The organism is Maribacter spongiae (genome assembly GCF_047345125.1).
GTDB lineage: Bacteria > Bacteroidota > Bacteroidia > Flavobacteriales > Flavobacteriaceae > Maribacter.
In genome coordinates, this window is record NZ_JBLFEQ010000012.1 from 26,920 (window position 1) to 53,428 (window position 26,509).

Sequence of the window (26,509 nt, forward strand, 5' to 3'; positions counted from 1 at the left end):
CTATCTCTGAAAAATCAGTTTTATGAATGTATATTTTTTATGGCCTTCAAATATTTGTTAAGCTCATCCTTTACCTTTGGGGCCAAAATTATTATTCCGACCATATTAGGAACCATCATGGCAAAAATCATAGCATCCGAAAATCCGATTACCGAGCCCAAACTCGCCGCAGCACCTATGATCACAAAAATGCAGAATATGATCTTATAGGTGTATTCCATTTTTTTTGATCTTCCAAATAAATATGCCCAACCTTGAAAACCGTAATATGACCAGGAAATCATAGTGCTGAACGCAAATAAAACTACCGCAATAGTAAGTACATATGGGAACCAAGAGATAACAGATTCAAATGCTCCCGATGTGAGCAAAATTGCTTGCGCATCGTTCAAGGTAGCGTTATCAGCTGATACGTTCCCGGTAATGATCAATACCAACGCCGTCATAGTACATACCACGACCGTATCAATAAACGGCTCCAACAAGGCCACCATACCCTCACTTGCAGCATATTTGGTTTTAACGGCAGAGTGTGCAATCGATGCAGACCCAACACCCGCTTCATTTGAAAATGCCGCACGCCTAAATCCTTGGACCAAAACCCCAACGGCTCCCCCCAAAACACCTTCTGGACTAAAGGCTCCATTAAAAATTTGCAGGAACGCATCTCCGATCATATCATATTTTGCAATAAGCACAAAAAGAGATGCCGCTACATAAACGACCACCATAAATGGCACGATCTTATCCGTTACTTTCGCTATTTTCTTAATACCGCCGATTATGACTATACCTACCAATATGGCCATAACAACGCCAAACAACCAACCTTTACCATACAAGATAGAATTTTCCCCTCCGGTTATATTTTCCACTAATTGAAAAGCCTGGTTTACTTGAAACATATTGCCTCCTCCAAAAGAACCACCTATTACAAAAATGGCGAAAAGACTCGCTAAAACTTTTCCTAAACGAACTAGCCCCTTGGATTTCAATCCCTTGGTAAGGTAATACATAGGTCCGCCATATACAGTACCATCTTCGGCAATGTCACGATACTTGACCCCTAGCGTACATTCCACAAATTTAGAAGCCATTCCCAATAGCCCCGCTACTATCATCCAAAAGGTCGCACCGGCACCACCGATCGATACGGCAATTGCAACACCTGCAATATTCCCAAGACCAACCGTAGCCGATAATGCCGCAGTCAAAGCTTGAAAGTGCGAAACTTCACCATCATGACCTTCAACCGCTATGGTCTCAATAGCATCTCCACCCGGTGTGGAATCACCGGCCGCAATTAACGATTCATGATGATCTATGGCATCATACTTGCCCCGAACAATATTGACAGAAGTAAAAAAACCTCTAAAATTTATAAACTTGAAATATATTGTAAAGTAAGTAGCTCCTAAAATCAATGGAAATAAAACCCAATAAACTTTAATTTCTTCCGTGAAGGGAATCTGATAAAAAATGAAATTCACAAACCAACCCGTGGCATTACCAAAGGCCTGATCTATTTTTTCATCAACACCCATTTCCGCAGCCTCTTGGGCAATACTTAAAAAAGGCAAAAACAGTGTAAAAAGAGTAAGAAGTCTATACTTCATAAATTTAAGTTTAAAGTCAGTAATTAGTCCGTAAAACTGGCAATATCCTAAAAATTATGTAGGCAATCAAAAAAATCTTCAAAAGATGCCTATCCAATGTGGAACATTTCATTAAGCTTTTTTATCTGTTCGGGCCTTCCCAACACGATAACCTTACTTTTGGGCTGTAGTTTTAAATCCGCTTCGGGATTTATAATATACTCACCATCTGGTGCTATATAACCTATGATGGTGCATCCCGTTCTTTTTCTTAAATCCAAATCCCTTAAGGAATTACAATCCATCTGATCTGTAAAGTCCTCTATGGAAACTTCTTCCAGATTAATGGTATGTTCGCCTTCCATGGACAGTTTATCCATAAACGTTATCAAATCGGGCATCAAGACCAGGGAAGCCATATGATCACCTCCAATTTTATCGGGCATGATCACCTTATTAGCACCGGCGAGTTGTAATTTCTTTTGCGAGGTCACTAATGATGCCCTACTGATAATAAACAGTTCATTGTTCAATTGTCTGGCGGACAGGACTACGAACAAATTAACGGCATCATCGGGAAGGGCCGTAATCAAATATTGGGCACGGTTTATTCCACTGGACAACAATACATTGTCATCATTGGCATCGCCCTCTACGAACAGCACCTCATCCTCATACTTTTGGATCAGTTCTTTATTCCGCTCAATAACAACAAATGGCCTTTTATAGGCTGTTAATCTTTCGGCGGCCTGCATCCCGTTACGTCCAAAACCACAGACAACCACATGACCGGACAGGTTTTTAATTTTATTCTTCACTTTTTTCTTTTTTAGGATTTGAAGGGAATTTCTGCTCATTACATACTCCGTAAGTACCGAAATGGCAAAACCCAATATAAACACACTCGCCAAGATTAAAAATACCGTAAAGATCTTGGCCGTATCATCTAACGGCTGCACTTCTTTAAAACCTACCGTAGCCATGGTTATAACCGTCATGTATAGCGCGTTTATCCAAGAATAATCGGAAATATAACGGTATCCAAAAACCCCAAAAACAACGACTGCGGCCATTAAGAACAAAGCCAGGTAAATCTTGGAACGGAAAAGTTTTATCATATTTTAAAGGTCAAAAACGGAAGTTCGTTTGGTATAGATCAAATCCTTGATTTTTAGCCAGAAAGCAAGAAAAAGATATAATGCGAATCCAAAGCCCAGGGTCACAAAGGTCAGGTAAATAAATGATGTACGAACTATGCGCGCCCTTATCCCCAATCTTTCCGCTATTCTACCACAGACCTCAAAGCCTCTTTTTTGGAGATAATGCAGTAAATCATAAAACCTGTTCATAGTTATAAAATTAAGATTTTAAATTCAATAATTCCGAACCCACTGCACATTGCAAACATTTATTTTTAGAACAATATTGATTGTACAACTGTAACAATGACTGGCTATCTTTAGCACTTTTTACAGGTACTCCCAACTCTTCATAACCCTTAACAATACTATTGTCCTCACTGTTCACACCCTCAATTAGCGTAAGCAATTCCCACTCCCGGGCAATTCCCCTGCTCTTTAAATAACAAAATCTCAAAGGAAGTATCGTATTGATAACCAATAGGTCTATAAACTTTTGGGAAATGTTCTTTTTCCTTTTTTTAGATCGTTTCCCAAAGGTATAATGGTCATCCCAAAATATGTGTGTTTCCGTCTTGAAGATGAATTTCAAATCTTCATCATTGTTTACAATAGCCGAATTGAACAAATTGTTATTGGCAGCATACAGACCGGCCAACTGCGCCAAACGCAAGGTGGGAAAATTAGACGGCCTCAATTTAAAAAAATCCGGAGGCCCCATAGGTACCGTAGCCAGTTGAAATTTATTTTTCAAGAATTTAAATTCTTCCTTCAATCGTATATAATGGGAATCTATAATTTCATCGGATTCGAGTAATCCTGATACGCCCATAAGGAGAGCTTCCATCTGGATCGGTTTCCGATACAGTTTCCGAACGATAGAAAAATCTAGGGAGTTTCCCACCTCAAAAAATAAATCACCATTAATTTTGGATCCAAAATTTTTCAGCAATAAAACGAACAAAACTTTTTCCCAATCATTTTTAGAGGCTTTCAACAGCTTTAAGATGACCTTTGCTTTTTGTTCCAAGCGTTCAAAAAAAAGTCGTTCCATCCAATTGGCAAAAGTAAATTCCGGTATGCCATTTATCTCTTTTCCGCAAGCAATAAACCGCTGTTCTTTATTCTCAAATAGGTTTTTATAGGTTTGTAACAATTTTTCGGGAATACAATCTTTAAGTTGTAGCGCAGGTATTTCCGAGTTATCTTTTCTAAAAACGGAAACATCATTTTCCCAGACTACATGAAGAATAACATTATCATAATTTTCATCATTTTCATGTTTATGCGCGTACCAATCCGATGATTTTATATGAACCTCCACGTTCCCTGCCCACAATTGACCTCCAATCTTTAATTGTGCATTAAAGAAATCAGGGCCGCTCAAATGGTTATGGTTTCCAACATGGAGAACTTCAATGGTTTCGTTCTCGGAAGTCATAAGGCCATTTACAGGAAATTTTTTATACTTCCATATATAATGTAACAATTCTTCCCTCACGGCCTAAAAATAAAAAACCCGCTGCAAAGCGGGCAATTATTGTCGTATTTAAAATATTTTATTCGGCTACCTCACCTGTCCAGTTCATAAAACCTCCTTCTAGATTATAGGCATTTTCAAAGCCCATATCATCCATAATAACGCAAGCCTGACCACTACGGTTACCACTTCTGCAATACACGTAATAGTTCTTTGTCTTGTCCAATTTCCCCAATTCATCAACAAATTCCTCGCCCAGATAAAAATCAATATGGACGGCATTGGGAATATAGCCTTCTTCTATTTCCTCTTCCGTCCTAACATCGAGTATAACCGCATTGTCATCATTTTCTAATTGCTCCTCCCATTCTTCCTGTGATAAATCTGCCATAGTTTTCTGTTTTAGCATCACAAAAATAATCGATTTTAAACAAATGGGGCATTTAAAACTTTTAACAAATTTTTAATCCCCATATATGGCTAATGTCCATTTCATCCACTTACATTTGTATGTACAATTGTTGTAACAACATGAATGTTGAGAAAATTATAAAGACAAATTCCGAAATTCCTTTAAAAAAGAGGACAATTATTCATTTGGCCCTGGTATCCAACAAAATAAACGAAGCGGTTACCAATGCCCTAAAGCCCTTTGAAATTTCGACACAACAATTTAATGTATTACGTATCTTAAGGGGGCAACAGGAGAAACCGGCCAATTTGTCGACCATAAATGAACGTATGGTTACCAAAATGAGCAATACCACAAGATTGGTAGATAAGTTATTGTCCAAAGGTTATGTAAACAGAACGATTTGTCAACACAACAGGAGAAAGGTAGAAATACAGATTACAAAAGAGGGACTAACACTTTTAAACAGATTAGACGGCATATTATATGAGACCGAAGAAAGGGTTTTAAGGCGTTTTAAGGAAACCGAACTTATAGAATTAAACAGATTATTGGATAAATTTTAATACATTATGAACAAAATACTTGACAAATTAAATTGGCGTTACGCTACAAAGAAATTTGACAGCTCCAAAAAAGTAAGCAATAGCGATTTGAATACTTTGTTGGAAGCAACACGTTTAAGTGCTTCTTCCTATGGCCTGCAACCTTATCATATTTTTGTTGTGGAACAAAAAAACATAAGGGAACGACTAAAACCTGTGTCCTGGGAGCAGTCTCAAATTACAGATGCGTCCCATTTGATCATATTTGCCAACAAACCGGATTTCGGCGAGGAATTGGTAGACAATTACCTAAATAACGTAAGCGCCGTTAGAAGTGTACCCCAAGAAGACCTGAAGGGATATTCGGATTTTATGAAATCTAATTTAATGGGACTTTCCCATGCCCAAAAAGATGCATGGACGGCAAAACAAGTATACCTGGCATTGGGAAATGCCATGACCATTGCAGCGGAGCTAAAAATAGATACCTGCCCTATGGAAGGTTTTGAAGTGGACAAATATGATGAAATTTTAGGTCTTGCGGACAAAAATCTAAAAACCTCCGTAGTGTTGGCCATAGGATACCGTTCAGGTGAAGACGACACCCAACATTATCCTAAGGTGCGCTATGCCCAGGAAAAGCTTTTTACACACTTATAAATTAACTATAACACAAAATGAATATCATGAAAAAAGTAGCTTTAAATGTGGTTTTAACCTTTATATTCGGGGTTACGGCCAATGCGACAACCCCTGTAGACGGGGAGAAAAAAGAAGTAAACGTAAGCAAGAGTACCATTACCTGGAAAGGGTATAAGGTAGGTGGATCCCATGAGGGGACCATAGCTTTAAAATCCGGCCATTTAATGGTGGAGGGTAAAAAATTGACCGGTGGGGAATTCGTTGTGGATATGTCCACAATTTCCAATTCCGATATGACAGCGGGGAACGGGAAAGAAAAACTGGAAGGACACTTAAAATCAGATGATTTCTTTGGTGTGGAAGCACACCCCACAGCAAAATTGGTCTTTGCCTCTGCCAAACCGTTTAACAAAAATTCCTATACCGTAACCGGTAATCTCACCATTAAGGGAATTACAAAACCGGTTACCCTGGTAGTTTCCCTATTTGAAAATAAGGCTACGGCCACTTTAAAAGTGGATCGGGCCAAATACAATGTCAAGTATAACTCAGGAAGCTTTTTTGACAATCTTGGCGATAAATTAATTTATGATGAATTTGACCTTGTAGTTAATTTGGCCCTATAACAACAAATTATGTTAACAGGAACCAAAGCATACTTTCAGGTCATGGTTAGTGTTTATTTATCCCCTTGAACTTCATCAAGGGGATTTTTAATTGAAATCATTTTAAAAAGGAAAGTTTGCAAGTTAAAAATTCCTTCATATATTTGGTGACTAATGTTTTTTATAAAAGCAAATACTTGGTGGTGGAACAACTTACGACGGATATCGTGAGCTGAGCATCATTGTAGTAAAACTATATAAAGGCTTGTCATCACGACAAGCCTTACTTATTTCTAAGAATTAAAACATATTATTTTGAAATTTAAACTTGACACACACCATAAAAAAATCCTTGCGGACACTATTACTCCGGTAAGTGTCTATCTAAAGATACGGGATCGGTTTCCCAATAGTATTCTCTTGGAAAGTAGTGATTACCATGCCAATGACAATAGTTTCTCCTATATCTGTTGCAATCCTATTGCTTCGATCAAGATAGAGAACGAAGGGATACTACAGCAATTTCCGGACGGCTCATCAAAAAAAACCTCCATCGATCCACAAACAGATGTTGTAAAGATCGTTCATGAATTCAGTCAAAAGTTTGAAGTTGGCCAGAACGGTTTTAAATTTATAAACAATGGTCTGTTCGGATATATGGCCTATGATGCAGTACGGTATTTTGAGGACATTACAATAACACAGAAAGAAGATTCCGTTCAGATTCCGGATATGTACTATGCCGTATATCAAAATATTATCGCCATCAACCATTTTAAGAACGAGGCGTATATTTTTGCACATTGTTTCGAGTCCGAGAATAATATTTCAGAATTGGAGCAAATTCTGAATATCAGGAATTTTGCTTCCTATAATTTTAGTACCGAAGGGGAACCAACATCAAATTTAAAGGATGAAGAATATCGTGACCATGTAGCTTTGGCCAAAAAACATTGCCAAAGGGGCGATGTCTTCCAACTGGTACTGTCCCGTAGATTTTCCCAAGGTTTTAAAGGTGATGAATTTAATGTATATCGGGCATTGCGTTCCGTAAACCCATCGCCTTACCTCTTTTATTTCGATTACGGGGATTTTAAGATTTTTGGCAGTTCTCCAGAGGCACAGCTTATCGTAAGCGATGGAAAAGCGGAGATACATCCTATTGCCGGTACTTTTAAAAGAACGGGGAACGATGAACAAGATGCGGAACTGGCTAAAAAATTAAAGGTGGACGATAAGGAAAACAGCGAACATGTTATGCTGGTGGACCTGGCCCGAAATGACCTCAGCAGAAATGGAAGTGTCGTTCAAGTAGAGAATTATAGGGAAGTACAATTCTTTTCCCATGTTATCCATTTGGTTTCCAAGGTTACCGGGCAGAAGAAAGCGGATATCCCCACTATGAAAGTGGTAGCGGATACTTTCCCTGCGGGAACCTTAAGCGGTGCACCAAAACATATGGCCATGCAGCTCATAGAAAAATATGAAAAAACCAGTCGGGGTTATTACGGTGGCGCCATAGGTTTTATGGATTTTAAAGGCAATTTTAACCATGCCATAATGATCAGGACCTTTTTAAGTAAAAACCACCGATTGCATTATCAGGCAGGAGCAGGTTTGGTCGCGGCCTCCGATCCGGAAACCGAATTACAGGAAACCTACAATAAATTAGGTGCTTTGACCAAAGCATTGGAAATAGCTGAGGGGATATAATCCCTAATCCCTGAAAGGGAAATTTAAACGAGATTAAAAAAATGAGTAAAAGTAAAAATTCATATAAACAAGCTACCTCTCCTTCATTTGGGGAAGAACGTGGAACTTCCGTATTGGTCATAGATAATTATGACAGTTTCACTTATAACCTGGTGCATTATTTGGAGGATTTGGATTGTACGGTAACCGTAAAGCGAAACGATCAACTGACTTTGGATGAGGTGGATGCTTTTGACAAGATCGTACTTTCTCCGGGTCCAGGAATTCCCGATGAAGCTGGATTGTTAAAGGAAATCATTGCCAAATATGCCCCTACAAAGAAAATCTTTGGAGTATGTTTGGGGCAGCAGGCCATCGCCGAAGTTTTTGGAGGCTCGTTAATTAACTTGGAGGAAGTGTATCATGGCATTGCCACTAAAATCAATATCACGAAGAACGACGCCATTTTTAACGATATGCCTGAGGCCATAGAAGTGGGGCGTTACCATTCCTGGGTGGTACATCCGGATATGCCGGAAGTTCTAGAGGCTACTTCCTTTGACGGAAATGGGCAAATCATGTCCCTGCGCCATAAAACCTATGATGTTCGTGCCGTACAATTTCATCCGGAATCCGTGTTAACACCGGAAGGAAAAAAAATATTGGAAAATTGGTTAAAAAGCTAGAGCGGGGCATCCTGTAATCCCCTATTCAGCTGTCAGAAAATGGTCAAGTCTAAATACCGTTAAAAATGAAAGAAACATTAAACAGATTAATAAATCATGAAATTCTAGCCAAAGAAGATGCAAAACGGATATTGGTGAATATTGCCAAAGGCGATTACAATACCAGTCAGATTGCGGCATTCTTAACGGTCTATATGATGCGGAGTATCACTATAGAGGAATTGGAAGGTTTTCGCGATGCACTTTTGGAGCTTTGTCTGGCCGTGGACCTATCCGATTACAACCCTATTGACCTGTGCGGTACCGGCGGAGACGGAAAGGATACCTTTAATATTTCCACTTTAGCTTCTTTTGTAACGGCCGGTGCAGGCATAAAAGTGACCAAACACGGTAATTATGGGGTCTCGTCCAAATGTGGCAGTAGCAATGTCATGGAATTTTTAGGTGTTAAATTCAGTAACGAAGCAGATTTCCTGAAAAAATCCATAGATCAGGCAGGGATTTGTGTATTGCACGCCCCACTCTTTCACCCTGCCATGAAAAACGTAGCACCCATTCGTAGAGAACTGGCCGTAAAAACTTTTTTCAACATGCTGGGACCCATGGTAAATCCTGCCTTTCCCAAAAACCAAATGGTAGGGGTCTTCAATCTGGAATTGGCCAGAATGTATGGGTACCTATACCAAAATACGGATAAGAACTTTACTGTACTCCATGCTTTGGACGGTTACGATGAGATTTCATTGACGGGAAATACAAAGACCATTTCCAATAATTCCGAAAGTATCATAAAACCTTCGGATTTTGGACTGAAGGCCATAAAACAATCCGAAATCGTTGGTGGGGACTCCATTGAAGAATCTGCACAAATATTCCTTAACGTCCTTCAGGGAAAGGGAACCGAAGCTCAGAACAATGTAGTTTGTGCCAATGCGGGCATAGCCATAGCTACCGTAGAAGGCACTTCGGCAAAAGAGGGGTTCGAAAAGGCAAAAGAATCACTGGTAAGTGGTAACGGATTGCAAGCATTGAAAAAATTACAAACGCTAAGTGTCTAATGAATATATTGGATAAAATAATCAGGGACAAACGTAGGGAAGTCGATTTAAAAAAATCGATACTCCCTATTTCTCAATTGGAAACATCGGTGCTTTTTGAAAGGCAGACTATTTCTTTGGCAAATGCTCTAAGAAATAGCCATACGGGCATTATTGCTGAACACAAAAGGCGTTCTCCATCAAAATCCACCATAAATCAAGATACCAATGTAGCCCAAGTGGCCAAAGGTTATGAAAAAGCAGGAGTTTGTGGTATGAGCGTTCTGACCGATATTAAATACTTTGGTGGTTGCTTAGAAGATCTTCTGCTGGCCAGGGCATCGGTCAACATGCCCTTGCTCCGCAAAGAATTTATAATCGATGAATATCAGGTCGTTGAAGCCAAGGCCCATGGTGCGGACGTAATTTTATTGATCGCGGCCGTATTGACCCAAAACGAAATCAAGCTTTTGTCCCAGTTGGCCAAAAGTCTAGATCTGGACGTATTGCTGGAAGTACACAATAAAGAAGAATTGCAAAAATCCATTATGCCAAGTCTGGATATGCTAGGAGTAAACAATCGAAATCTAAAAACATTCAAGGTTAGTTTGGAAACCAGTAAGTCCCTATCCCGATTGATCCCGAACGATTTTGTAAAAGTATCCGAAAGTGGCATCAGTAGTATCGAGGCCATTAAAGATTTAAAAGAATTTGGCTATCGGGGTTTTCTTATCGGAGAAAATTTTATGAAGACGGAGAATCCGGGCAAAAGTGCAACGGAATTCATTCAAAAACTAAATTAAGGTGGATTACTATTACACCCATAAGGATAACGGATCATCAGCCAGAAAATATACATTCCCTAAGCTGAAGGTTTGTGGTATGAACAAAAATACCCGGGAGGTAGCATCCATACGGCCGGATTATCTCGGGTTTATTTTTTGGGAACCCTCAAAGAGATATTTTGACGACACTTTACCCGACATACCCCACAGTATTCAAAAAATAGGTGTATTCGTAAATGCGCCTCTAGAAGAAATTGTCAAAAAAGTAAACCGTTATGGGCTATTGTTGGTGCAACTGCACGGAAAAGAAACAAAGGAATACTGTAACGCATTACAAAAGAAAGTGCCACAAATAGAGATCATAAAGGTATTCACCATAAAAGATGATTTTAACTTTAATGTCTTAAAAGAATTTGAAGAGGTCTGCGATTATTTTTTGTTCGATACCAAGGGAAAGTTACCCGGCGGTAACGGCTATACTTTTGATTGGAAAATATTGGAACAGTATCCATCTACCAAACCTTATTTTTTAAGTGGTGGAATTGGTCTGGAAGAGATCGATGCGCTTACCGAATTTTTACGGACCCCTACTGCGAGATATTGTTATGCCATTGATGTGAACAGTAAATTTGAAACCGGACCCGGTTTAAAGAATATCAAGAAATTAAAGGAATTTATGGCATTGTTAACGGACAACAATCAACTTAACACGAACGATAATGAGCTATCACGCTGACGAAAAAGGTTATTACGGGGAATTTGGAGGGGCTTTTATTCCAGAAATGCTCTACCCTAATGTAGAAGAGCTACGCCGCAGCTATCTGAAAATCATGTACGGGGAATCTTTTCAAGAGGAATTCCATCAATTGCTCAAGGATTACGTAGGCAGGCCGTCCCCGCTCTATTATGCCGAGCGTCTTTCCAAAAAACACGGGGCAAAAATTTATCTAAAACGGGAAGACCTTAACCATACCGGTGCGCATAAGGTAAATAATACGATCGGTCAGATCTTAATGGCCAAAAGATTGGGCAAGACCAGGATTATTGCGGAAACAGGTGCGGGTCAACATGGGGTGGCAACTGCCACCGTTTGTGCTTTAATGGGAATAAAATGTGTGATCTATATGGGCGAGATAGATATTGCCCGCCAGGCACCGAATGTTGCCCGCATGAAAATGTTGGGGGCGGAAGTACGCCCTGCCCTGTCCGGCAGCCGTACCTTAAAAGATGCAACCAATGAAGCCATCCGGGATTGGATCAATAATCCTGTAGATACACATTACATTATTGGTTCCGCTATCGGGCCGCACCCATATCCGGATATGGTGACAAGGTTCCAATCCGTCATTTCAGAAGAGATCAAATGGCAATTAAAAGAAAAAGAAGGGCGTGAAAATCCAGATTACGTTGTTGCCTGTATCGGTGGCGGTAGTAATGCGGCCGGTACCTACCATCATTTTTTAGATGACCCAAGGGTAGGCATCATCGCCGTTGAAGCTGCGGGAAAAGGTGTAGAATCCGGTGAAAGTGCCGCTACCTCTGCATTAGGCAAGATAGGAATCATACACGGTTGTAAAACCATGCTTATGCAAACGGCCGATGGTCAGATTACGGAACCTTATTCTATTTCGGCAGGTTTGGATTATCCCGGTGTTGGTCCAATGCACGCACATTTGCACAAATCCAGCAGGGCGGAATTTTATTCCGCTACGGATGATGAAGCGATGACCGCCGGTCTGGAATTATCCCAATTGGAAGGAATAATCCCAGCTATAGAAACAGGCCATGCCTTTGCTATTTTTCAGCATAAAAAATTCGCCCCCAATGATGTTGTGGTGATTAGTTTGTCCGGTCGCGGGGACAAGGACCTGCAAACGTATATCGATTATTTTAAACTCTAAGTTAGAAAATGAACAGAATCAATCAAAAACTACAAGAGGACAAAAAACTCCTATCCATATATTTTACGGCCGGTTATCCGTCTTTGAACGATACCGTGAAAATCATCCAGGATTTGGAACTAAACGGTGTGGACATGATCGAAATAGGCCTCCCCTTTAGTGACCCCTTGGCAGATGGTCCGACCATTCAAGAGAGCTCTACCGTAGCCTTAAAAAATGGAATGACCACGGATATTCTTTTTGATCAATTATCGGATATCCGTAAATCTGTTTCCATTCCTTTGCTGATTATGGGGTATTTTAATCCCATACTACAATATGGTGTAATGGATTTTTGTAAAAAATGCCGCGAGATAGGCATTGATGGATTGATAATACCAGACCTGCCCTTAGACGTGTATGAGGAAACGTACGAAGATATATTTAAGGAGTACGGACTTATCAATGTTTTTCTGATCACCCCTCAGACCAGCATTGAACGTATCCATCAAATTGATAATGCCTCGGACGGATTTATCTATATGGTGAGTTCAGCAAGCACTACAGGAGCAAAATCAGGTTTTGGAAACGAACAAGAAGACTATTTTAAAAGAATCGCATCCTTAACGCTTAAAAATCCACAAATTGTCGGTTTTGGCATTAGCAATTCTGAGACCTTTCAAGTTGCCACCAAAGCGGCAAAAGGAGCTATCATCGGTTCCGCATTCATTAAACATATAATGCAATATGACGTAAACGCTATTTCAGGATTTATTAAAAAGATTCGATAGCATTAATTATCCGGTAACATTCAAGTTTTTATTCGGTGAATAAAAACTTGATTTTCCTATTTTTTCAGTTTAATCTTAATGACTCCATTGCCCCCACGAATACCGTATAAAGTAGAATTGACACTTTTCAGGATTTGGATGGACTTCACCCGATTTGGGGGAATAGAAGCAATACTGGATACTATAGACCCATCTACTTCATACAAAGGCTCATTACTCACCCTGTCAGAAATCGAAGAATTTGCAGAACCTCTAATGCTTACAGTTTCACCTATTACATTAACCCCTGAAAAACGTACCCTGAGTAATTGAAAAATAGAACTGTAACCATTTACGGAAGGGTCATTTTCAAAGTTAATTTCCCCCGAACCACTTACCAATTTTGGGGGATTTCTATAACCAAGTTCAAGTACATATGCCTCGCTAACTATTTTATCCGAATGTTCAGGAAAGGAAAAATTCATTTCTTGTTGCCCTTCATAAGTCATATTATAAATACCGTGTTCGGAGGAATAGAAAGAAATTAAATTGATTCCTCTGGTCACCCTCAATTTATAAAGCCCTTTCTTATTTGTTTTTTTATTGGTATTTACAGAATCAACGTATATAATGGTTCCTTTAACAGGTTTTCCATTAAAATCCGTAACCAATCCTCTAAGTCCTATTTTTTTAGAATCAATTTCTTGAGCAATAGATATATCACAACACATTGCAAATAATACAAAAAGTAATGTAAAGCTTTTAGCCATGAGGTTTGTTTTTTCTGAAATCATAAGATACGAAGTATTTTAAAAATCAGGCGTATGAACTTCTATCCATTCCTTAACATTCCATAAAAAACCTCATGAGGTTCTTTCAGAAAAACCGGATTTGAAAGTGGCAGGTTATATGTTGAACCCATATTGACAAAAGGCATAGAAAAAATTATCGAACACCCATTAAAATCTTAAACCCAAAAGGAGGCATAATTTCATTTTTTTATTCATAGGATACTTCTCACAATCACTGAAAATGCCACGATCCCGTTTCCAATATATCCTGAAAATATCACGGTAAATATCACAAAATGTTTACAACGTCGTGACTTTTCTGTTATGCAATCTTTCTTCATTTGTTTAGAACCTTTAAAAACAGAACTATGAAAAAATTCAAACTCTTTTTTATTCCCATGCTCTTGCTTTTACTGGCAGGTTGTGTGGACGATGACAGCGATACAACAGTGGCAAGAACCATTGTTCCCGCATCAGGAACCATTGCCGGTGGCCCCTTTGTCTTTTGCGTAGATGGTGAAGCCGACATGGTATCGGGCATTACTATTGACAATTCCGAAAGTGCTGGCACCAATAGTACTTGGGTAATTACGGATGCGGACAGGAATATTCTTGGACTGCCCTCCACCCTAGAAGCGTTGGAAGGTGTTAATTTTGATGAAGCCGGGGCAGGAACCTGTTTCATTTGGTATTTACGCTATGAGGATGGATTGGAAGGAGCAGAGGTAGATATGAATACAGATGATCTTTCTGGTGAATTTGATTTGTCCAACTCTATTGAAGTCGTAAGAAATGAAACCAATGCAGGTGAAATTTCGGGCGGCCCTTATGAATTTGTAGTGGACGGCAATCCTGATTTTGTTACTGAAATTACGCTCAATTCGGAAAACGCCAAAGGTACAAACAGTACTTGGGTCATTACGGATGACGAGCGTAATATACTTGGGCTCCCTCCTACCTTGGATGCCGTAAAAGAAGTAGATTTTGACCAGGCCGGAGCCGGTGTTTGCCTTATTTGGTACTTGCGCTACGAAGATGGCCTGGAAGGGGCGGAAACAGGGAAAAATGCGGACGACCTTTCCGGATGTTTTAGTCTTTCCAATTCTATTCAAGTTACAAGGTTAAAGGCCGCCAATGCAGGTACAATAGCAGGGGGACCTTTTAACTTCTGTGTGGATGGCACTGAGGATTTTGTATCGGATATTACTTTAGATGCGTCCGAGGCATCAGGTAGCCTTAGTACCTGGGTAATCACCGACGATCAAGGGAAAATCCTAGGTCTGCCACCAACTTTGGAGGCCGTTAAGGGCGTAGATTTCGATGCCGCCGGGGCAGGTACCTGTTTCATTTGGTATTTACGTTATGAGGACGGGCTGGAAGGACTGGAAGCCGGCATGAACACCAATGACCTAAAGGGCAACTTCGGGCTGTCCAATTCCATAGAAGTGGTACGGAGCAAAACCGAGGCCGGAACGCTTTCAGGCGGTCCCTATACTTTCTATGTTGATGGAGAGGCGGATTTTGTAAGCGGGATTTCCCTGGATAGTTCAGAAGCGTCCGGAACCAATAGCACTTGGGTAATCACCGACGATCAAGGGAAAATCCTAGGTCTGCCACCGACCCTAGAGGCCGTTAAGGGCGTTAATTTCGATGCCGCCGGTGCCGGGACCTGCTTGATCTGGTATTTACGATACGAGGACGGACTGGAAGGGGCGGAAATGGGCATGAACGCCAATGACCTCAAGGGCTGCTTCGACCTTTCCAACTCCATTGAAGTCACAAGGTTAAAGGCCGCCAATGCAGGTACAATAGCAGGGGGGCCTTTTAACTTCTGCGTGGATGGCACTGAGGATTTTGTATCGGATATTACCCTAGATAGTACGAATGCATTTGGAAGCGGGAGTACCTGGGTAATCACCGACGATCAAGGGAAAATCCTAGGCCTGCCACCAACTTTGGAAGCCGTTAAGGGCGTAGATTTCGATGCCGCGGGGGCAGGTACCTGTTTCATTTGGTATTTACGTTATGAGGATGGGCTGGAAGGACTGGAAGCCGGCATGAACACCAATGACCTAAAGGGCAACTTCGGGCTGTCCAATTCCATAGAAGTGGTACGGAGCAAAACCGAGGCCGGAACTCTAAGTGGCGGTCCCTATACTTTCTATGTTGATGGAGAGGCGGATTTTGTAAGCGGGATTTCCCTGGATAGTTCAGAAGTGTCCGGAACCAATAGCACTTGGGTAATCACCGACGATCAAGGGAAAATCCTAGGTCTGCCACCAACTTTGGAGGCCGTTAAGGGCGTTAATTTCGATGCCGCCGGTGCCGGGACCTGCTTGATCTGGTATTTACGATACGAGGACGGACTGGAAGGGGCGGAAATGGGCATGAACGCCAATGACCTCAAGGGCTGCTTCGACCTTTCCAACTCCATTGAAGTCACAAGGTTAAAGGCCGCCAATGCAGGTACAATAGCAGGGGGACCTTTTAACTTCTGCGTGGATGGCACTGAGGATTTTGTATCGGATATTACCCTAGATAGTACGAATGCATTTGGAAGCGGGAGTACCTGGGTAATCACCGACGATCAAGGGAAAATTCTAGGTCTGCCACCAACTTTAGAGGCCGTTAAGGGCGTAGATTTTGATGCCGCCGGGGCAGGTACCTGCCTTATCTGGTATATGCGCTATGAAGGAGAGTTAAATGGTCTTGAGGCCGGAAACAACACTGCAAATCTCTCTGGAAACTTTGATCTTTCCAATGCATTGACCGTGGTGCGGAACAAACCCAATGCCGGAACCCTTTCAGGTGGCCCTTTTAAATTTATCGTAGATGGAACCGCAGATTATGTTTCAGGAATTACATTGGACAGCTCCGAAGCATCCGGTTCCAACAGTTCTTGGATCATAACCGATGAATCTGGAAAAATCTTGGGATTACCACCAACATTAGCTGCTGTTGAAGGTGTTAATTTTGATGCTGCCGGAGAAGGTACATGCTTTATCTACTATATTAGATATGAAGACGGATTGACCGGTTTAAAGACAGGGTGGACATTTGATGAGTTCAATGGTTGTTATGATATTTCCAATGCGATTAAAGTAGTACGAAAAGTACACTGATAAAATTCGGATTTGATTTGTATCATTGTTTGCAAAAGGCGGCAGAGGAGATTTCCCTGCCGCCTTTTATTTTAATTTAAGCGGAATTTCTACTGGCGTTTATGTTACCATATAGAGATCGGGTCACGATCTTCTCATAAAGTTCCCTATAATCATTGTTCTCTCCAATTTTTTGCAAAGCATATTGTTGAATTACCAACAGCGGCAGCACTATATTTTCCCTGATTTTTATGGACTCCCTGGAAACGGCTTCTTTCTCCATTAAAATTTCCATACCGGAAAGTTCCAACAGCATCTTTTTGGATAACTGATATTCCTCATGTAAAATATTCCAAAATTCACCGTATTCATCATTCTCCTTCATATAACTCGTAAGTTCAAAATAGCACTTGGAAAGGCTCATCATACTATTCATCATAAGGGCCTGAAAAAATGGGACATCATTGTATAATGCCACGGCCTCTTCAAACCTACCTTGGTCCTTAAGATACTTTAGAGCGGTACCTATGCCAAAATAACCGGGCACATTTTGTTTTAATTGGCTCCACGAACCCACAAATGAGATTGCCCTAAGATCGGTCAATTCCAATTTGGCCTTGTTGCCACGTTTTCCGGGCCTACTGCCAATATTTGCCTTTGTATAATATTTGAGCGTACTCATATGCTCCAAATAGGGCATGAATTTTTCATGATGCTTTAAGGCATCGTACTTTTCAAAACTCCGTTCGGACAATTCCTCGATCAGTTCTCTAGAAGCTTCTGAAATGGTTACTTCTTTTTTTAGAATGGTATTGGACAGACCGGCCGTGAGCAACTGCTCGCTATTATTAATAAACTGTTCTTTTGTACCATAGGTACTGGTAATGGTCTGCCCTTGAATGGTCAATTGAATTTCATTATTGGCCACATTGTCCGTTTGCGCCGCATAAAAACGATGTGTTTTACCACCGCCCCTTGCCGGTGGGCCTCCCCTACCATCAAAGAAAATAGCGGAAATAGCATTCTTTCCACACACTTTGGACAATACTTCCTTGGTCTTTAATATGGACCAATTGGCCTTTAAATAACCACCGTCTTTGGTCCCATCGGAAAAGCCGAGCATAATCGTTTGTTTGTCCTCCCTGTTTTTTAAATGGCCCCTATACTCCTTTAAGTTGAATAGTTTCTGCATAGTAACCTCGGCATTCTCCATGCCGTTCATTGTTTCAAAAAGCGGTACAATGTCAAACGTAATGTTCTTGTCGTTCCAACCACACCAACGGAACAGTCCATACACGAACAGGATCGAGTAGATATCTTCGGAATTACTAATAATATACCGGTTACACCCTTCTTCCCCGTTACGTCGTTGAATAGTCTGCAGTTGACCTATATTCTTAATGGTATCTTTTACAATGTCCTCATCATAATCCTTGGGCGACAGTGAAATATCTTCGTTCAATAAAATGGAAACCAGCTTATCCTCGGAAAGTTCGGAAAGATCCTCTTTTACAAAACCGTTCTTTTTTAGGACCTCACAAACCACTTTGGTATGAATACTGTGATCTTGCCTAATATCTATGGTGGCAAAATGGGTCTTAAAGATTTTTACTTTATCTATAAAACGATCTAAATCCTTTAGATATAAGTTGTGGTATTTCTCCTTTAACAACGCCCTGATTTGGTTCAGTGGCCCAATAATCTCATCGTATCCTACTTCCTTCGTAGTATCGAACATAGATGTATAAAGATTGGACCGTAGTTTGTTCAACGGGGCCTGAACTTCTTTAAAGGTCAATTTATGCTGTAATACCTTTAGATCATTATAATAACATTTCATGAGGGTCACCCGTAGTTCATTCATTACATCCTCAGTAATATCTGCTGTAACAAAGGGGTTTCCGTCTCGATCTCCTCCCGGCCAAAATCCTAATTTTACAATATCATGATTTTCAAATTCAACATTGTTTATGCTGCTTTTTATGTATGCGTATAAATCCCCGATGGCATCATAATATACATGTCTTAACGTATAGATAATATTTTTGGCCTCGTCCAATGGCGTGGGTTTTTTGGCATTGATCAAGGAAGTAAGGCCTAACTGCTGTAACGCAACATCGATCTCGTCTATCCTGTCCTCTAAGATCAATGACCTAAGGTTGGTAATAATATCCAATATTGCCGGGGTATAAAATTGGGTAGGGTGCGCCGTAAGTACTATTCTGGCACTAAAGGTGGCCAACTTATCCGCTATATCGTCCCAGGTGTTGTTCTTTTCTACAATTTGAAAATAATCTTTTAAGGACAATGAACTGGTATGCCGATGCAGTTTGGGGAAAGCCGCATCTTCAACACTATCATAAAGCACTACTTGGCGCTCTACATATTGTATAATACGGAACATAAAATCTATCCTGTCTTTTTCGGATTCGATATTTACATAGTTCTGAAAAAAGCCTTCCAGAATTTCCTTTGGATTCAGACCGGATTTCAAGCCTTTTTCCGATTGGTCCATCAACAATGGAATCAACATTCCCACATTCTCTATATTCCTATATGGTAAGTTTAAAAAGAGACTGTTGTAAACATTGAATTTATTCTGTACCGATTTTTTGAATTCCTCTAATCTTTCTAACTGCTGCATACATCAATTACTTTAACATTGGGGTCATATAAATGAATAATCAGATAACCCCTCTAGATTTCGGTTGTAAATATCGGTATTCTTATAGAATGGAGAACATCAATTTATCTAAATAACAAAATAGGTCTGGTACGCCACAAAAACAACAGCATTGACAACAAAAGATTATAGGGTTCAAAAGGAAAATATATTTTTATACCATAAATAAGCAATTAAATTTTTTCATTTTCATATAGTGTTCTCGTAAAAGGGTCTTGTTTCTAAAGCAGGGCTCTTTTTGGTTTAACGTAAATGGGAATGTATCGATTCAATGGCATATCATGTATAGAATTGACGAATTTTGTACATCCGGAGGAAACATAATCACCTTTGATCGGCTTTAGAAAAACTCCCGATACTGCATCACCCTATAATCCAATGTATTGAATGTTGGATTTTCCAACTTCATTTTCTTATATGCCATTAAACTGCCCACAGCCCTATTGGCCGCACCCGAAGGTGCAATTAAGGAAACAGTGCTGATTTTCTTTTTGCCGGTTGGATGGACGAATTCATGAATTCTCGGAATTTCAGAAGAGATTACCTCTAAGGAAATCCCATATTCCCTTATATGTCTCCTAAAAAAATATTCCGGTCCGTTTTTACTGTTTCCTCCCATAAACAATAAGGTTTTAATACTTGGATACCGGGATAGGTGATGAAGCAAGTTTCGCAATTTCACGTGCTGCATTCCTAAATCCGAAGCATCTATTTTATCCCTTTCGGCGGAGGCAACAATGTCACAAACGCCAATTTTTCTTTCCAATAGAAAATTCCTTCTTTGGGTTACGGCATATTCGGTAGTTTCATATTTTAAATCAAGATTAAAAATCCTATCCAAAATAGGCCACAACAGCCCATTTCTACTGCCATAACAAAAATCCACATCATCGGGCTTTAAGTCCCCAGTTGTAAACCTTGGTGGTGGCAACGTGCCCACGATCAGTTTCGTAGCTTCAGGAAAAAGAAAAGGTTTATAGGGATGGGTATGAAGAAACATTATACGTTAGCTGCCAAAATCTCCCTGGCTTTTTTTATCCATACTCTATTTTGGCGATAACCGGTTTTGGACATTCCCTCGGATTCTTTTATTATTTCTTCCAAAATAGTTTTTGATTCATCCGTTTTTCCAGCTCTAACATAGAATTTTGCCAACTCCAACCTTTCCCGATATCTGCTGTAGGGGGTATCAAACTGCATCAAATACTCTTCCGCCATCTCCTTGGAACCACCACTCTTTTCAATGGCCAGGGCAAATAAGAATGCGGTCTCGGATTTTTTGAACTTTGAATTATCCTTAATTTTATTGGAAATATGGATTGCCTTATCAAAATTCGATGAAAAATAATAGGCCCCGACCAGTTTTGAGTGGACATAAAAATCATTTTCAAAAACGTCCTTTAAGGATGCTTCATAATTTTTAATCGCTTCTTCGTACATCTGCCCCTCTAAATAAGCATCTGCCAAGGCCACTTGATTTTCAAAGGTATCCGAAAATTTGAATTTTTTTTCAAGGTCTTTTATCTTTTTTGAGGGATTTAAAACAGAAACCACCCCATCTTGAAGCTGTTCAATATCCTTTTTTTGAAAAACATGCACAAAAAGATAAATTGCCGACCCTATAACGGGTAAAAATATAATCAGGAAAATCCAATAATAATCGTTCTTATGGGTATAACAGTGATAGACACAAAAAACCTGCAAGGCCAATATGAGATAAAAATACATGGCCCTAAAATACGATCTTAATTTCTATTTGATCAATTACAACTTGCAGAATTTACCATAGTCGTACATAAAACGCTTGACGGTATTATGAAATTGGATCTGGTTCTTTAAAAAAGGATCAAGACGGGGAAAAGAGTATATTAATCGTCCAATTTAAACGTAAAGGTAATTTCACCTTCTTCCGTTATATCCAGTTCATAAGTGTATAACCCGATAGGCAGTGGGTCTGAAGTTTCGGAGGGAACAAAATTAAATTGTCCCGAATCCGTATCTATTTCAATAGAGTCCGATTCAAAAGCCACTTCAAATTCCAAATAATCGGAAAAACTATCCGCCGCTACATTTTCAAAGACCAATGAGTCTACCCGTACCTGAACACGATTGAAATTTATGTTGCTTTTATTGCTTATCCTAATATTCGCCCTAGTAAGATTATCATCCCGATCTTCACAGGCAAAGAGCAATATAGCGATCAATAAAAAAGAAAGTATTCCATTTTTCATCATTATGGTCTTTAAAGTAAAAAACGTGGAAAAAGAAAAATTATTCTGAACTCGTTTAAACTTTTAGGGTTTAAGCGAACCCACCTGCCAGACGGACAGATAGCACTACGGAATGAAAAAAACAAATGCCAGGTGCAAAAGGGCAATTTTATGCCAATTAAAGAAAGTTTAAATAGATTCTCTATCTAACAAAAACGGGTTCGTTTTCTTTTAACGTATGTTCTTCGCTAAATTGATAATCGTCCAAATTGAATCCTTTAAGATCATCTAAAGTACTGGCATTGGAATCCAGAATATAACGGACCATAGAACCCCTGGCCTTTTTGGCAAAAAAACTCACAACCTTTAATTTATCATTCTTCCAATCCTTAAAAATTGGAGTTATAACAGGGACTTTCAAGGATTTTGCATCAATGGCACCAAAATATTCGTTACTTGCAAGATTAACAAAAAGTTCCCCGTTCTCCAATTCGGCATTTATATGGTCGGTCAAGGTTTTCTTCCAAAACTCATATAGGTTTTTCTTGCGACCTATCTTTAAATTGGTCCCCATTTCCAGTCGATAGGGCTGTACCAGATCCAAAGGCTTCAACACACCGTACAGTCCGGAAAGTATGCGCAGGGTGTCCTGCAAATCATCCAGTTTATTTTCCGGTATGGAATAGGCATCCAGCCCCTGATAGACATCCCCATTAAAGGCATACATTGCAGGTCTGGCATTTTCGGCGGTAAAAGGAACCGTAAATTTTTGGTTGCGCTCCCAGTTCAATTGCGCCAATTTATCTGAAATATCCATTAAACTGGACAATGCCTTGGGCTTTTTCTTCACTAATACTTTGTTCAGTTTTTGTGCTTCTTCTAAAAAAAGAGGTCGGGAATACCTGGAGCTTGGCAGTTGGCTCTCAAAATTCAGCGACTTAGCAGGAGAAATGACAATTTTCATTTAGCAATTATTTTAGGTAAAGTAAAAATAAAAAGGTTTTGGGGCAATACCTATTTTGACCTAAAAAGAGTTCCAATAGTTGTATTGGAAAAAACTATTCTAATGGTCGCTCTTACTATAATTTTGCCATTTTTCAATACAATCGGACATATCTTTCGGAATTTCAGAATCGAATTGCATTTGTTTCCCCGTAACCGGATGCACAAATCCCAGGGTTTTAGCATGCAATGCCTGTCTGGGAAGAATTTTAAAGGCATTTTCAACAAACTGTTTGTACTTGGTAAATGTAGTTCCTTTTAAGATCCTATCTCCACCATAACGCTCATCATTAAAAAGGGTATGCCCAATATGTTTCATATGTACCCTTATCTGGTGTGTTCTTCCTGTTTCCAATTTACAGGAAACCAAAGTAACATACCCCAAACGCTCCAAAACCTTATAATGGGTCACGGCATCTTTGCCTTCGTTTCCTTCTGGAAATACGGACATCTGGAGTCTGTTTTTTGGGTTTCTTCCTATATGGCCTTCCACGGTTCCTTGATCTTCTTCAACATTGCCCCAAACCAATGCAATGTATTCACGTTCCGAGGTTTTATCAAAAAATTGTTTGGCCAAATGGGTCATGGCCATCTCCGTCTTGGCAATAACGAGCAATCCAGAGGTATCCTTATCTATGCGGTGTACCAAACCTGGCCGTTCATTGCTATTACTTGGTAGATTATCAAAATGGTAGATCAAGGCATTGATCAACGTTCCCGAATAATTACCATGACCTGGATGCACCACCATTCCCGCCGGTTTGTTTACGACCAAAAGTACATCGTCCTCATAAACAATATCCAAGGGAATAGCTTCGGGAACCAATAGATATTCATGAGGTGGATGTTCAAATAATACCTTTACCTCATCTTCGGCCTTTACCTTATAATTGGATTTTACAATGGTATCGTTAACCCATACATGACCGTCCTTTGCCGCTTTCTGGATTTTGTTACGCGTGGCATTTTCAACAAAATTCATTAAAAATTTATCTACCCGCAACGGTTCCTGCCCTTTGGAAGCTTTAAAACGGTAGTGTTCAAAAAGTTCGTTTTCTTCCGGTTCCCGATTTTTTTGAGAAGACATATTTATTCGGAATCGGCTTTAATGATCGCTCTCTCGGGAATATTCCCATTACCACAAATTAATTCTATTTTTGAAGTCTTGGGCAATTTGTCTCCCGGCTTAATGTATTTCCCCTTATACTTTAATTGATAGACCATATCCTTTCCTAATTCATCCACATAAGTAACGCGCCGCACATCAAGTCCTACCGCTTTGAGCATAGATGAGGCATTGCGTTTGGTTACCTGGATTATTTTAGGAACGGTAACTTTTTTATAGCCAGAAGGGTTTACCGTAAAATATATTTTTCTATTGGTCTTTACTTTAGAGCCGGCCAATGGATTTTGCTCAATGATGGAAAACCTGGGATAGTCGGGATCATAATTGGCAGAATCCAAAACTTCATAACGCAAACCGGCATCCTCGATAGTTTTACGCATTTCCATAACGGACAATTTAGAGAAATCCGGTACTTCTACAAATTCACCGTGATTGGTACTTTGTTTCAACCATTTCAGAACACCAAAGACCAAGACAATGAAAACTATCAGGGCCAAACCTATTTGGATCAAAAAAGTCCTGCTTCTTAAAAAGTTAATGAAATTGCGCATCGTTACGTTTTAACGGACAAATATATGAAATGCCATTTTATCGGGTAATCCCGTTCAATAATTCTTATCCCTAAAAAGATATGGTAAAATAGACCGCTCAATAACGGGAATCCCTTTTTTCTTTGAACGGAATACCACATCTTTGTAGGAACAAGGTTGTTGTATATACGATGAAAAAACGAATAGCGATTATCATGGGGGGGTACTCTAGCGAGTACAAGATATCACTAAAGAGCGGAAATGTTGTCTACCGGTATTTGGATCATGATAAATTTGATCTATATCGCATCCATATTTTTAAAGATAAATGGGTATATGTAGATGACCTTGAAAAGGAGCATACGGTTGACCGCCATGATTTTTCCATCGTTTTAAGAGGAACTAAAATCTCTTTTGATTGTGTATTCAACGCTATTCATGGTTCTCCCGGTGAGGATGGTCTAATGCAATCCTATTTTGAATTATTGGAAGTTCCCCAAACTTCATGTGGATTTTATCAGGCCGCACTTACTTTTAACAAAAGGGACCTTTTAAGCGTTTTAAGACCATATGGTATTAAATCGGCTCCGTCCTATTATCTGAACAAGGGCGACGAAATAAATGAAGATGCCATTATTGAAAACGTAAAACTGCCTTGTTTTGTAAAAGCGAATAAATCCGGAAGCAGTTATGGCATTACCAAGGTCTATAAAAAAGAAGAATTGAAAAAAGCCATAGAAGTGGCCTATAAGGAGGATGATGAAATTATTATAGAAGGGTTTTTGGATGGTATCGAAGTTTCTGTAGGCGTAATCAAGTATAAGGGAAAAATCAAGGTATTGCCCATTACGGAGATCGTTACGGAAAATGATTTCTTTGACTACGAAGCCAAATATGAAGGAAAGTCCCGGGAGATTACCCCGGCCAGAATATCCCAAAAACAGGAAGATAACGTTATAGGGGTTGCAAAAAAAATGTATGCTCTTCTAAAAATGAAAGGTTTTACCAGAAGTGAATTTATTTTCTTGGGGAACGAGCCCTATCTGTTAGAAATGAATACCACACCAGGATTGACTACGGAAAGTATTCTGCCCCAGCAAGCACAGAAGGCCGGGATATCTTTAAACGAACTTTTTGAAAATGCCATAAATGAAGTTTTACCTTAAATTACCTATCTTACAATTGATTATCATACAACTATGAGACGTGCAATTTTCCCCGGTTCTTTTGACCCATTAACGTTGGGCCATCATGATATTATTTTAAGAGGTATTACGTTGTTCGATGAACTGGTCATCGCCATCGGAAAAAATGCCGAAAAAAAATACATGTTTTCTTTAGAACAACGTATGCGGTTCATTACCGATGCATTTAAAGGCGAATCAAAGATCAAAGTATTGACCTATGAGGGCCTAACAGTGGATTTTTGCAAAAAAATAGAGGCTAGTTTTATTCTCAGGGGACTAAGAAATCCGGCGGATTTTGAATTTGAAAAAGCCATTGCCCATACCAATCGCAGTTTGTCCGAAATCGAAACCGTCTTTTTATTGACTTCCTCGGGCAAATCCTTTATAAGTTCCTCTATTGTACGGGACGTCATTAGAAATGGGGGGGACTACAAAGGTCTGGTTCCGGATTCCGTTAGAATTATTTAAAAAATTCTCTTTACTTTATCTCACGGTACTCCAACAGTACTTTTAACATTTATTTTATGGCAAAGGGTACATACGGATTAAAGATGGGAAACTATGAACCTGTGTTCCGTAAAGAATAAAATAAGGACATACGACGTTTTTAT

At 39.7% G+C, this 26,509-nt stretch carries 26 protein-coding genes; 13 read left to right on the top strand and 13 right to left on the bottom strand.

The genetic code is table 11. From position 1 onward, the window contains the following. Positions 1–20 precede the first annotated feature (20 nt). The 5 genes from ACKWB9_RS14065 to ACKWB9_RS14085 form a co-directional block, all read right to left on the bottom strand. Entirely contained in the window at positions 21–1,616 is a 1,596-nt protein-coding gene (locus ACKWB9_RS14065) for an alanine/glycine:cation symporter family protein (RefSeq protein WP_414003653.1), read from the bottom strand. An 89-nt stretch (positions 1,617–1,705) separates the two neighbouring features. Further along, positions 1,706–2,713, bottom strand: a complete 1,008-nt coding sequence (locus ACKWB9_RS14070; RefSeq protein ID WP_414003654.1) for a potassium channel family protein — start codon at positions 2,711–2,713, stop codon at positions 1,706–1,708. Between the two features lie 3 nt (positions 2,714–2,716). Then, positions 2,717–2,944 (bottom strand): PspC domain-containing protein, encoded by a 228-nt coding sequence (locus ACKWB9_RS14075; protein WP_414003655.1) that lies wholly within the window; start codon positions 2,942–2,944, stop codon positions 2,717–2,719. A 10-nt stretch (positions 2,945–2,954) separates the two neighbouring features. Beyond that, on the bottom strand, positions 2,955–4,235 hold the full coding sequence (locus tag ACKWB9_RS14080) for a DUF2851 family protein (protein WP_414003656.1): 1,281 nt from the start codon (positions 4,233–4,235) through the stop codon (positions 2,955–2,957). Between the two features lie 58 nt (positions 4,236–4,293). Continuing rightward, the gene (locus ACKWB9_RS14085) at positions 4,294–4,605 is read right to left on the bottom strand and encodes a rhodanese-like domain-containing protein (protein ID WP_414003657.1); all 312 of its coding nucleotides are present in this window, start codon (positions 4,603–4,605) and stop codon (positions 4,294–4,296) included. A 140-nt stretch (positions 4,606–4,745) separates the two neighbouring features. Between ACKWB9_RS14085 and ACKWB9_RS14090 the strand changes: the two genes are divergently transcribed. The 10 genes from ACKWB9_RS14090 (at position 4,746) to trpA (ending at position 13,289) form a co-directional block, all read left to right on the top strand. Beyond that, positions 4,746–5,192: a MarR family winged helix-turn-helix transcriptional regulator gene (locus ACKWB9_RS14090; protein ID WP_414003658.1), complete on the top strand. Its 447-nt coding sequence runs from the start codon at positions 4,746–4,748 to the stop codon at positions 5,190–5,192. Positions 5,193–5,198: 6 nt separating this feature from the next. Continuing rightward, the gene (locus ACKWB9_RS14095; RefSeq protein ID WP_414003659.1) at positions 5,199–5,831 is read left to right on the top strand and encodes an NAD(P)H-dependent oxidoreductase; all 633 of its coding nucleotides are present in this window, start codon (positions 5,199–5,201) and stop codon (positions 5,829–5,831) included. Between the two features lie 26 nt (positions 5,832–5,857). Next, positions 5,858–6,439, top strand: a complete 582-nt coding sequence (locus ACKWB9_RS14100) for a YceI family protein (protein WP_414003660.1) — start codon at positions 5,858–5,860, stop codon at positions 6,437–6,439. 294 nt (positions 6,440–6,733) lie between these two features. Further along, positions 6,734–8,131 (top strand): anthranilate synthase component I family protein, encoded by a 1,398-nt coding sequence (locus ACKWB9_RS14105; protein ID WP_414003661.1) that lies wholly within the window; start codon positions 6,734–6,736, stop codon positions 8,129–8,131. Between the two features lie 41 nt (positions 8,132–8,172). Further along, complete coding sequence (locus tag ACKWB9_RS14110; RefSeq protein ID WP_414003662.1) at positions 8,173–8,796, top strand: anthranilate synthase component II; 624 nt, start codon at positions 8,173–8,175, stop codon at positions 8,794–8,796. Between the two features lie 65 nt (positions 8,797–8,861). Beyond that, the gene (gene trpD / locus ACKWB9_RS14115) at positions 8,862–9,854 is read left to right on the top strand and encodes an anthranilate phosphoribosyltransferase (RefSeq protein ID WP_414003663.1); all 993 of its coding nucleotides are present in this window, start codon (positions 8,862–8,864) and stop codon (positions 9,852–9,854) included. Next, positions 9,854–10,636 carry an indole-3-glycerol phosphate synthase TrpC gene (trpC, locus tag ACKWB9_RS14120; RefSeq protein WP_414003664.1) on the top strand — a complete coding sequence of 261 codons (783 nt, stop codon included), beginning with the start codon at positions 9,854–9,856 and terminating at the stop codon, positions 10,634–10,636. The genes trpD and trpC overlap by 1 nt, the downstream gene beginning before the upstream one ends. 79 nt (positions 10,637–10,715) lie before the next feature. Next, on the top strand, positions 10,716–11,354 hold the full coding sequence (locus ACKWB9_RS14125; RefSeq protein WP_414003665.1) for a phosphoribosylanthranilate isomerase: 639 nt from the start codon (positions 10,716–10,718) through the stop codon (positions 11,352–11,354). Continuing rightward, positions 11,338–12,519, top strand: coding sequence for a tryptophan synthase subunit beta (trpB, locus tag ACKWB9_RS14130; protein ID WP_414003666.1), 1,182 nt, complete (start codon positions 11,338–11,340; stop codon positions 12,517–12,519). The genes ACKWB9_RS14125 and trpB overlap by 17 nt, the downstream gene beginning before the upstream one ends. Positions 12,520–12,527: 8 nt before the next feature. Continuing rightward, entirely contained in the window at positions 12,528–13,289 is a 762-nt protein-coding gene (trpA, locus tag ACKWB9_RS14135; RefSeq protein WP_414003667.1) for a tryptophan synthase subunit alpha, read from the top strand. Between the two features lie 56 nt (positions 13,290–13,345). Here trpA and ACKWB9_RS14140 read toward each other — a convergent pair whose 3' ends face one another. Then, positions 13,346–14,038, bottom strand: coding sequence for a TonB-dependent receptor plug domain-containing protein (locus ACKWB9_RS14140; protein ID WP_414003668.1), 693 nt, complete (start codon positions 14,036–14,038; stop codon positions 13,346–13,348). Between the two features lie 389 nt (positions 14,039–14,427). On the opposite strand from ACKWB9_RS14140, the gene ACKWB9_RS14145 reads away from it, so the two are divergent. Next, positions 14,428–17,181, top strand: coding sequence for a hypothetical protein (locus ACKWB9_RS14145; protein ID WP_414003669.1), 2,754 nt, complete (start codon positions 14,428–14,430; stop codon positions 17,179–17,181). 76 nt (positions 17,182–17,257) lie between these two features. On the opposite strand, the gene ACKWB9_RS14150 is transcribed toward ACKWB9_RS14145, so the two are convergent. The 7 genes from ACKWB9_RS14150 to ACKWB9_RS14180 form a co-directional block, all read right to left on the bottom strand. Further along, positions 17,258–19,804 carry a phosphoenolpyruvate carboxylase gene (locus ACKWB9_RS14150; protein WP_414003670.1) on the bottom strand — a complete coding sequence of 849 codons (2,547 nt, stop codon included), beginning with the start codon at positions 19,802–19,804 and terminating at the stop codon, positions 17,258–17,260. Positions 19,805–20,183: 379 nt separating this feature from the next. Next, entirely contained in the window at positions 20,184–20,843 is a 660-nt protein-coding gene (locus ACKWB9_RS14155) for a uracil-DNA glycosylase family protein (RefSeq protein ID WP_414003671.1), read from the bottom strand. Further along, on the bottom strand, positions 20,843–21,571 hold the full coding sequence (locus ACKWB9_RS14160; RefSeq protein ID WP_414003672.1) for a hypothetical protein: 729 nt from the start codon (positions 21,569–21,571) through the stop codon (positions 20,843–20,845). Before ACKWB9_RS14160 ends, ACKWB9_RS14155 begins: the two co-directional genes overlap by 1 nt. Before the next feature lie 140 nt (positions 21,572–21,711). Next, positions 21,712–22,074, bottom strand: coding sequence for a hypothetical protein (locus tag ACKWB9_RS14165; RefSeq protein WP_414003673.1), 363 nt, complete (start codon positions 22,072–22,074; stop codon positions 21,712–21,714). 181 nt (positions 22,075–22,255) lie between these two features. Next, on the bottom strand, positions 22,256–23,017 hold the full coding sequence (gene yaaA / locus ACKWB9_RS14170; RefSeq protein WP_414003674.1) for a peroxide stress protein YaaA: 762 nt from the start codon (positions 23,015–23,017) through the stop codon (positions 22,256–22,258). A gap of 99 nt (positions 23,018–23,116) precedes the next feature. Continuing rightward, positions 23,117–24,142, bottom strand: coding sequence for an RluA family pseudouridine synthase (locus ACKWB9_RS14175; RefSeq protein ID WP_414003675.1), 1,026 nt, complete (start codon positions 24,140–24,142; stop codon positions 23,117–23,119). Between the two features lie 2 nt (positions 24,143–24,144). After that, the gene (locus ACKWB9_RS14180) at positions 24,145–24,732 is read right to left on the bottom strand and encodes a PASTA domain-containing protein (RefSeq protein WP_414003676.1); all 588 of its coding nucleotides are present in this window, start codon (positions 24,730–24,732) and stop codon (positions 24,145–24,147) included. A gap of 170 nt (positions 24,733–24,902) precedes the next feature. Here ACKWB9_RS14180 and ACKWB9_RS14185 point away from each other — a divergent pair, with 170 nt between their 5' ends. Together ACKWB9_RS14185 and coaD are read left to right on the top strand one after the other, a co-directional pair. Continuing rightward, positions 24,903–25,877, top strand: coding sequence for a D-alanine--D-alanine ligase (locus tag ACKWB9_RS14185; protein ID WP_414003677.1), 975 nt, complete (start codon positions 24,903–24,905; stop codon positions 25,875–25,877). A 33-nt stretch (positions 25,878–25,910) separates the two neighbouring features. Next, positions 25,911–26,366: a pantetheine-phosphate adenylyltransferase gene (coaD, locus tag ACKWB9_RS14190; protein ID WP_414003678.1), complete on the top strand. Its 456-nt coding sequence runs from the start codon at positions 25,911–25,913 to the stop codon at positions 26,364–26,366. The last annotated feature ends 143 nt before the right edge of the window (positions 26,367–26,509 follow it).